At 48.9% G+C, this 8,241-nt stretch carries 16 protein-coding genes; all 16 read left to right on the plus strand.

Annotated features, from left to right (window positions below):
• Positions 1-67 precede the first annotated feature (67 nt).
• A complete protein-coding gene (locus HMPREF3119_RS00010) occupies positions 68-394 on the plus strand; it encodes a hypothetical protein (protein ID WP_025154244.1) in 327 nt (108 codons plus the stop codon).
• 24 nt (positions 395-418) lie between these two features.
• The gene (locus HMPREF3119_RS00015) at positions 419-1,213 is read left to right on the plus strand and encodes a DNA-binding protein (protein ID WP_070577852.1); all 795 of its coding nucleotides are present in this window, start codon (positions 419-421) and stop codon (positions 1,211-1,213) included.
• A gap of 107 nt (positions 1,214-1,320) precedes the next feature.
• The gene (locus HMPREF3119_RS19540) at positions 1,321-2,160 is read left to right on the plus strand and encodes a hypothetical protein (RefSeq protein WP_246829214.1); all 840 of its coding nucleotides are present in this window, start codon (positions 1,321-1,323) and stop codon (positions 2,158-2,160) included.
• Entirely contained in the window at positions 2,157-2,852 is a 696-nt protein-coding gene (locus tag HMPREF3119_RS00025) for a replication protein P (protein ID WP_070577854.1), read from the plus strand. The genes HMPREF3119_RS19540 and HMPREF3119_RS00025 overlap by 4 nt, the downstream gene beginning before the upstream one ends.
• 24 nt (positions 2,853-2,876) lie before the next feature.
• Complete coding sequence (locus tag HMPREF3119_RS19235) at positions 2,877-3,035, plus strand: hypothetical protein (RefSeq protein WP_168162264.1); 159 nt, start codon at positions 2,877-2,879, stop codon at positions 3,033-3,035.
• 198 nt (positions 3,036-3,233) lie between these two features.
• On the plus strand, positions 3,234-3,497 hold the full coding sequence (locus tag HMPREF3119_RS00035) for a hypothetical protein (RefSeq protein WP_070577858.1): 264 nt from the start codon (positions 3,234-3,236) through the stop codon (positions 3,495-3,497).
• Positions 3,484-3,693 carry a hypothetical protein gene (locus HMPREF3119_RS00040; protein ID WP_070577860.1) on the plus strand — a complete coding sequence of 70 codons (210 nt, stop codon included), beginning with the start codon at positions 3,484-3,486 and terminating at the stop codon, positions 3,691-3,693. Before HMPREF3119_RS00035 ends, HMPREF3119_RS00040 begins: the two co-directional genes overlap by 14 nt.
• Positions 3,693-3,872, plus strand: coding sequence for a DUF1187 family protein (locus tag HMPREF3119_RS00045; protein ID WP_070577862.1), 180 nt, complete (start codon positions 3,693-3,695; stop codon positions 3,870-3,872). Before HMPREF3119_RS00040 ends, HMPREF3119_RS00045 begins: the two co-directional genes overlap by 1 nt.
• Positions 3,873-3,880: 8 nt before the next feature.
• Entirely contained in the window at positions 3,881-4,324 is a 444-nt protein-coding gene (locus tag HMPREF3119_RS00050; RefSeq protein ID WP_070577864.1) for a recombination protein NinB, read from the plus strand.
• A gap of 371 nt (positions 4,325-4,695) precedes the next feature.
• Positions 4,696-5,388, plus strand: coding sequence for a metallophosphoesterase (locus HMPREF3119_RS00055; RefSeq protein WP_070577876.1), 693 nt, complete (start codon positions 4,696-4,698; stop codon positions 5,386-5,388).
• Positions 5,389-5,523: 135 nt separating this feature from the next.
• Positions 5,524-5,667, plus strand: coding sequence for a hypothetical protein (locus HMPREF3119_RS19240; RefSeq protein ID WP_168162265.1), 144 nt, complete (start codon positions 5,524-5,526; stop codon positions 5,665-5,667).
• A gap of 8 nt (positions 5,668-5,675) precedes the next feature.
• Positions 5,676-5,960 carry a hypothetical protein gene (locus HMPREF3119_RS19545; protein WP_070577867.1) on the plus strand — a complete coding sequence of 95 codons (285 nt, stop codon included), beginning with the start codon at positions 5,676-5,678 and terminating at the stop codon, positions 5,958-5,960.
• Positions 5,957-6,322, plus strand: a complete 366-nt coding sequence (gene rusA, locus HMPREF3119_RS00065; protein ID WP_070577870.1) for a crossover junction endodeoxyribonuclease RusA — start codon at positions 5,957-5,959, stop codon at positions 6,320-6,322. The genes HMPREF3119_RS19545 and rusA overlap by 4 nt, the downstream gene beginning before the upstream one ends.
• A 66-nt stretch (positions 6,323-6,388) precedes the next feature.
• Positions 6,389-7,018 (plus strand): hypothetical protein, encoded by a 630-nt coding sequence (locus HMPREF3119_RS00070; RefSeq protein WP_048822637.1) that lies wholly within the window; start codon positions 6,389-6,391, stop codon positions 7,016-7,018.
• A gap of 407 nt (positions 7,019-7,425) precedes the next feature.
• Positions 7,426-7,740 (plus strand): phage holin family protein, encoded by a 315-nt coding sequence (locus HMPREF3119_RS00075; RefSeq protein ID WP_311133472.1) that lies wholly within the window; start codon positions 7,426-7,428, stop codon positions 7,738-7,740.
• Complete coding sequence (locus HMPREF3119_RS00080; protein WP_070577873.1) at positions 7,733-8,149, plus strand: structural protein; 417 nt, start codon at positions 7,733-7,735, stop codon at positions 8,147-8,149. Before HMPREF3119_RS00075 ends, HMPREF3119_RS00080 begins: the two co-directional genes overlap by 8 nt.
• The last annotated feature ends 92 nt before the right edge of the window (positions 8,150-8,241 follow it).

Consider the following 8,241-nt stretch of genomic DNA (forward strand, 5'->3'; position numbering starts at 1 on the left):
TTTCAACACAGCAACACCTCACAGGAAGTGAGCGAATAACTGTATCTCAATAAGGACATTATGAATTATGGAAAATGCAAATCCACGCAAATCGTTTAACCGGTTTGTGTCAAATCATCTGATGGCAACAGCTCATCAGGCACTGAGAAGCACCACACAGACAGTGGTTGCAAAACTGCTCGGTGTACACGATTCAACAGTCTTACGCAGAACAGAAAAGTTACCGGAGATATGCGAGACATTGGCCGCAGCCGGTATCACAGATTTTGTTTTGCCAGGCGAGAAGAAAATCAGCGAGGAAGAGTACCGGTTTCTGTGGAAGCAGATCGGCGAACTCTCTCTAATGAGAACAAAAGAAAACGCCCCGGCTGTTGGAGCAGCAGAGGCGCATTAACTGAACATACATACAGGAGTAATTATGGCAACGCTATCGCAATATTACAAGCATAAAGACAAAAACGGCACCGGCACCACCGTTAAGAAAGCATTTATGGTTCCGTATGAAGAGCTGTATCTGGAGCCGGGCGATAACATTCGCCCTCTTAATGAAGAACACGCTCGGAAAATGTGCGAATTATGGAAATCAGGGTCAGACCTCCCGGCATTATCCGTCCAGGTGACAGAGAAAGGGGTGAAGATCATTGATGGTCAGCATCGCTATATCGGTGCCGGATACGCTATTGCTGACGGTATTAGTATCCCCCGGATTGAATGTAAGGATTTCATTGGTACCGAGTTAGAGCGCCTCGCCCATCAGGCTGGTACCAGTGAGGGGCTGGCTATTACCCCTGTTCAGCGCGCAAAGCAATACAACAGAGCAAGGAATGCCGGATACACAATTCAGGAAATTGCTGATGAATTCCACAGATCAACTTCTGATGTTGAAACCCACCTGCAACTTCTGTCATCCGGTGATGAACTGATAAAGCTGGTTGAAGCAGGTGAAATAGCGGCGACAACAGCAGTTGCACTATCTCGCGAACATGGGCCGAAAGCTGACTCTGTTGCCACGGGGCTGATGAGCAAAGCCAAAGCAGCCGGTAAGAAGAAACTGACCCGCAGCGCGGCGTTACCGCAGTTCAGCGCAGTGAAGGCCAGAAAGTTTATTCAGGCTGTTGCTGATGCAGGGTTAGAGCTGGACGGCGAGGCCGGATTGCTCATGGAAGAGTACCAGGCGTTTTTATCTGAAACCGGACAGGAGGTCGGATCATGAATACCGCATTAAATAACGTGTACCGGTTCCCCGGCAGAGCGCCGGAGGAGCGGCCTGTAACGCCGGAGCAATCCGGCAAGGGGTTTGCATTGATACACAGACAATTCATGGACAGCAGGCTATACAGAGATTCTCAGGCAGTCCATTTATGGCTGCATCTGATACTGAAAGCAAATCACACTGACGAGGAGGTTAATACTGATATCGGTATGATGATTGTCCGGCGCGGCCAGATGATCACCGGCAGGCCGACACTGGTATCCGAGACGTTCATTCCTGACAACAAAGTGAAGAGTTTACTCCGCACTTTTGAGTCGAAAGGGATGATTAATATTGAGTCGAAAGGTCGTAAATTCAGCCTGATTTCGATAGTGAAATATGAAGATTTTCAGTCTCAAAATTGTCCAACGGATGTCCAACGATTGTCCAACGCAAACACCAGTAAAAACGCACCTCTCAGCGATGTTTGTCCAACGGATGTCCAACGATTGTCCATAAACAATAATAATATATTAAATACTAACGTATTTAATGATCGTCCGAGGATTTCAAAATCTTCTCCCCGCAAAGCAAAACCAGAAGCCGCAGTCAGTTCACCGAAAGGTGACAAGTGGGGAACTGCTGACGACCTGAAAGCCGCTCAGTGGATATTCCAGCTCATCACCAGAATCAGCCCGTCTGCCAAAACACCAAACTGGTCTGGCTGGGCTAACGATGTCCGACTGATGCGCGAGCAGGACAACAGGACGCATTCGGATATCTGCCAGATGTTCAAATTCGCGAACCAGGATAGTTTCTGGAAGAGCAATATCCTCAGCCCTGCAAAGCTTCGCGAGAAATGGACTCAACTGGAAGCCAAGCGGAACACGCAGGGGCAGGGTAAGCCATCCGGCAGGCCGCATCTTGATTTCGATAACACCGATTGGGCGGAGGGGCTGAACGTATGAAATCACTCACCACAGCCATTCAGCAGCGTGATGCTGGCGCATTGCGGTCAATGGCAGGGGCTGCACCAAAACCGCAACAGAAAGTTCCACAGGAAGCCATTCAGGTATTCAACGAGCTGTTCCGGCAGTTGAAAGCAACATTCCCGGCCGCAATGGCAAATTTCCAGACACAGGATGACCTGAACGAATTTCGTCGTCAGTGGGTTCTGGCCTTTGCCGAAAACGGAATCCGAACAGTGGAGCAGATTAACGCCGGTATGCGGATTGCCAGGCAGCAGGAGAAACCGTTTCTTCCGTCACCCGGGCAGTTTGTTCAGTGGTGTAAACAGGCTGACTGCGTGGCCGTTGGATTGCCGGACGCGGATGGGCTTTACGACATGATCATGAAGTTCAGTGCTAACCGCAGCATGTACCGGACAGCAGAGGATTATCCGTGGCAGAACAACGCCTGTTACTGGATGGTCACGAAGTTACACGCGTTGAGCCGTGCGTCCGGCCTTACCGAGTCAGAGCTGAAAAAACGCTGTTCTCAGGAACTGGCGGTGATGGCATCCAGAATCCGATCCGGTGAAGAAATTCCAGTGCCGCGTGTGCAAATCCCAAAGCTGCATATTCCGGTACCGAAGGAAAAAGCACTGGCGCATATCGCAGAATTAAAGGCCAAGTTCGGTTTCCGGACGCGGACGGCATAACCCAAGACAGAAGGACTTTTGATTATGAAGGTATGGATTGTTTCAGTTCGCGGACTTGAAGGTGAATTTGAGCCGGTGGCCGCATTCGGCAATGAGAAAAAAGCCAGAGATTTTATTACTGAAAAACAGTATCGGTCGTGGGCTCTGGATGATTTAACGGTCGATGAACCGGAGGACCTTTGATTATGGAACCAACGGATTTTGAAAAGTGGTGTGCGGGCGAGCTTGGCTATTCGCCTGAGTTCATCATGAGCCAACGGAGAAGCGACTTTTTCGGTACCACTGGGTACAAGTTGAGCGGGGTTGAAGTTAGATATCGCGCATGGAATGCCGGAGTTCGCAGCAGACTGCCGTACCAGACACCACCAAAAGGAGATGAAGATGAAGGGCACGACGCTGACTGATTTAAATAAGGCGTACAGCAAGCAAGGTCGCTATATCGCAGTCCGTTACATTCTGGCGCAGAGCCATTTTTTCAAAGGCAAGACGGATTCGGTATTTTTTGAATGTCATTGCGCAGCAGAAAAGCACCAGCCGAGAGGACGGGCATACCAGCGGATAATCTCACTTGATAATGAGGCAAGCACCAGACGCTTTGCTGAACTACAGCGCATGATAAAGGAATCCACCAATGAAATGGATTAAGACGAGTGAGCAACTACCTGAGGCTAAAGAGCATAATTATCAGGTTATCGCATTGTGCAGGAAAAAATATGTCGGCGGGAATTACGACGGTGAGCCGAAGAAAACAATCGTTCAGGATTGGGTTATCCGCCAGTGGCCTAATAACTTTCTGTACTGGTCAAGTATCCCGGCACTGCCACAACCACCGGAGGAGTGATGTACAAAATAACCGCAACGATACACAAGCCAGGCGGACTGCCGGTGAGCTGGTTCCGCCGGTCACCGAAGAAACTCAGCAAGCGTGAATGTGAAAACATGATTTACCGCAGCAAAGAAGCTGGCCGGTCATTCGGTGACAAAGTTGTCCTGACTGATTTTAAGTGTGAGAAGGAGTAGGGGGTAATGTGGAAAACTTCTGCCTGCATGAATCCAACAAAAAACTGTTTTACGAGCAACTGAAATCACTACTGAGCACCCACCCGAAGTTAAGTATCACCGCAAAACCCTACCGCCCGAAACGAAGCCTTTCACAAAATGCACTCAGCCATGTCTGGTACAAAGAAATCAGCGAGTACCTGATTCGTGCCGGCCGGCCGTTTTGTACTGAGGCATGGGTGAAAGAAAGCCTGAAGGCGACATACCTCGGATTTGAAACCACTGAGTACACCGATGTTATCACCGGCGAGAAAACGCAGCGTGAGACGCTCAGACGCACTTCAAAACTTGATAAAGGGGATATGCATTACTTTCTTCAGCAAATCGAATCATGGGCTGCGCAGTTCGGTTTAATACTGACTACGCCAGAGGATTCGGAGTACATGAAACTCAAAAGGGAGCAGGACGCATGACAAGACAATACCTTCACACCAATGAGCAGAAGCAGGACATGTGCCTGAAAATAATCCGGTCACTTCGCCACCATGACACCTTCACGGTCAGGATGGTTGCGCAGGCCACCGGTCTTGGCAGCATGATAGACGCTAAATTTGTCCGGCTGTTGCAGGATATCGGCAGTGTCCACGCCGTTCGCAGGAAAGGCAGTCAGGTTTATTACGCTTTTGATGACCGTGCGGCATCCAAAGTCAGAGCGCATTTCAGCAGCCTGGCCGAAAAGCCTACCCCGGTAGCTAAGGCAAGGATGACGGTAATCAAGGAAAAAGCATCACGTCCAAAATCCAGAACACGCCCGTTTGAGCCTGGGTCGGGTGGTCGTTCATCAATGACATTGACGCAATGCTGCGGGAGGTGCGCTGTGGGTGAGAGAAGCGGAATATACCAGCGAATCAGCGGAGATCAATATCGGAATATTTGGGTGGTTGGCGACCTGCACGGATGCTATCAGTTACTGATTGATAGGATGCAACAAATTGATTTTGATAAACAAACTGACTTAATCATTTCTGTAGGTGACCTGATAGACAGGGGTGTTCAAAACGTCGAGTGTTTAGACTTGCTCAATGAAAAGTGGTTTATGGCTATTCGTGGGAACCATGAGCAGATGGGGATTGATGCCCTGTTCAGTGGCGGTGACGTCAATAACTGGCTGTATAACGGCGGGAACTGGTTTTTCCTTCAGGACTACGACAAAGAGATTTTATCTCGGGCATGCCTGGCGAAAGCCGAAAAACTCCCCCTGATTATCGAAGTCGCCACAAACGGGAAGAAGGTTGTAATCGCCCATGCTGATTATCCTTCAGATGAATACGAGTTCGGCAAGCCAGTAGATGAGCAGGCCGTTATCTGGAGTCGTGAGCGCGTGGCTGACGATATGGCGCGTGAAATTAAAGGCGCTGACCTTTTTATTTTCGGGCACACGCCAATGATTAAAGGTATCGGAAGGCGAGCCAATCAGGAATATATCGATACCGGCGCAGTATTCGGCTATGGCCTGACGCTGAGGAAAATACAATGACATGCCAACTATGCAGTAAAGAACTGGCTGACGATGAAGTTTACGTGTGCGACCAGTGCGCCAGCGAATGCCCGCATCTGGAAGTAGTCGAGAAGATGAAAGGAGATGGTGATGCCGAGAAGAAGGAGTAAATACATGCATAAACACAAATACCCGAAAGGTGAAAATAATACCGGCGGATCGCATAAACAGGACGGCATTGAACAGGCGACACGATATATCCCGTTCGTATTGTTCTGGGTGCTGTTCGTTCTGGCTATCGGCATCAGTTTATCGTGAGGTGAAATGTGGCAACTATCTACCGAAGTAAGAAATGGCTGGCCGCTGTGGCTCAGATTGAATGCTGCGTCCTGTGTGGTCGCTATGGCACCCAGGTTGCACACCGCAACGAAGGTAAGGGTATGGGCTTAAAAGTCGATGACAGTCTCACTGCGGCGCTGTGTCCTCAGTGTCATCATAATATCGACAACGGCGGAAGCATGAACCGCATAGAGCGCAGGCAGGAGATGGACAGAGCGATAATACTGACCATCAGGGAACTGACCAGAAGGGAGCTTGTAGCGCCGAGATGAACCAATATCACTTTAAGTTGCCGTGGCCGCCATCCAACAACACGTACTGGCGGCATGCCAGAGGTCGGCACTACATCGCAGAGAAAGGAACCAGATACCGGCAACACATCACAGAGTTAATCAGACAGCAAAACCTCGATATCAGCACCACATCCCGCATCAGAATCAGCATCACAGCAAATCCCCCGGACAAGCGACAGAGAGACCTCGATAACCAGCCAAAGGCTGTTTTCGATTCGCTCACTCACGCCGGTTTCTGGAAGGACGACAGCCAGATTGATGATATGCGGATCAGGCGTGGTGAAAGGGTAAGCGGTGGGTCACTGGATGTCACGATATGGGAGATAGGGGATGAAACCTGAAATCACATCGATACCGGAAATACTGATGACAAAATCCAAGATGAAAGGCAACCAGGGGAAAGAGCAATGAGAGATAGTGTTTCTTATACGGCAGTTGCTAATTCACCAAGAAAATCTCACCTCGGGAAGGCGCGGCAATTAACTCCGGCGCAAGACCGGTGGGTCAGAGCCATTATCACCGTGTGGGCTGATGAAATGCGGGGTAGTGATAGCCCTGGCTATGGAGGATGTGGTGGTGTATGGCGATTTTTAACGGGCTGGTCTGTGGAAAATCTGGATAGGTTTACCGATGCCTTTAACTCTCTTCGAAAACTTGGATATAAGGGAGAGGAATTACTGAAGAAGGCGCAATCAATATTATTTCCTAAACAATCACTCAGCAACATGTTCCAGCGCGCCAACGATGTAGATGAAGCTGACTTTGTCGAAAAATCAATATTGAAAGCCTTCGATAAAACCAATCCCGTATATGTAATCGCTACTGATTACTATCTTCACAGAGAAACAATGCAAAATCTCGCAAATTATATGCAGGAAAGAATAGCTCCGTGGCTAACGATAAAACAATGCACAGATCGGGTTAGGTGGTGCATTAGTTTATTTAATGCAAAGGTCTACATGGTTATGCAGGATGAAATAGCCAAAGAGCGTGTAACAAAAGGAGATTTTTCAGAAAATATATCAAAAATAACTTGAAAAAAAGTTATTGATGTGTATATTTGTGATATGCTCGGGCAGTTAAAGCAAGAGCAGGTAACAGGGTAAAAGAGGCGGCTCCTGTTATCGATACCGCCTAGTTCGTCACTTCGCCGCAGGGCTGGGACTCGAACCGCATCGGCTGAGAGGTCGATATAATTTTGCGAAAGTTATACGATGTATGCCGCAAGCCCTCTCCGGAGGGCTTTTTCATATCTGCAACTTGTAAGAGTTACTTACAGGTTCAACTCTCCGGAATTTCCGGATAGTTCACATTCCAGAGGTCGCCATGTGCGGCCTTTTTTCATATACGCCGCCACAGAATCCTGAACAAACAAACGTAATCAGCGCAGAGATACTGTGCGCGGCACCCTATTATCTAACCAGCCCCAAGCTAAGGGGGAGGTATGCGTAAAATGCCCTATAAAGACCCCGGAAACTACAACTGGCTTGTGGGAATGCTGATTAGCATCATGACTCTTCTCGGCACTGCCGCAAGCTGCGCCTACAAGGTGCTTAACGGAGAAAAAATAAGCTGGGGATTTTTCTTTCTTCAGGTGATTGTCTCCATCTTTGCCGGTGCGATGGTGTATCTGGCCTCCAGTTATTACCAGTGGGTGCCGGAACTGGCAGGCGGCATTGCTGGTCTTGCTGGCTGGTCTGGCGCTGAACTGATTAAAACCCTTGAGAAGCGACTTTTACGGAAGGTGAGTGATGACTAAACCGGCACGCGGCGAACGCAACAACAATCCGGGCAATATCGATTACAACCCGGCGAACAAATGGCAGGGGCAGTTACCACATGACCCGAAAATTGAATCACGGTTCTGTCGTTTCCAGTCTCCCGAGTATGGTATCCGGGCAATCTATAAATTGCTTCAGACATATCAGACGAAATACGGGCTGAACTCAGTTAAAGCCATTATCAACAAATATGCACCGCCGAATGAAAACAACACCGGGAACTATATCAACCGTGCAGCTGCGGATATCGGTATCGGCATTAATGACCACCTGAACACCAAAGACAAAAAGACCGGCATTGCGCTGGCTACTGCGATTGTTGGCGTTGAGCTGGGGTATCAGCCGTATTCACCGGATGTGTTCGAAAAAGCTTGGAGCTTACTGTGAGCACCGCAACAAAGATATGGTTCGGCGTTTGCGGAATACTGGCGATCAGTCTGCTGCTTCTCTTGCATCTGTATGGTGGGCTGAAGGATAAC

The organism is Morganella sp. HMSC11D09 (genome assembly GCF_001807955.1).
Taxonomy (GTDB): Bacteria; Pseudomonadota; Gammaproteobacteria; order Enterobacterales; family Enterobacteriaceae; genus Morganella; species Morganella morganii.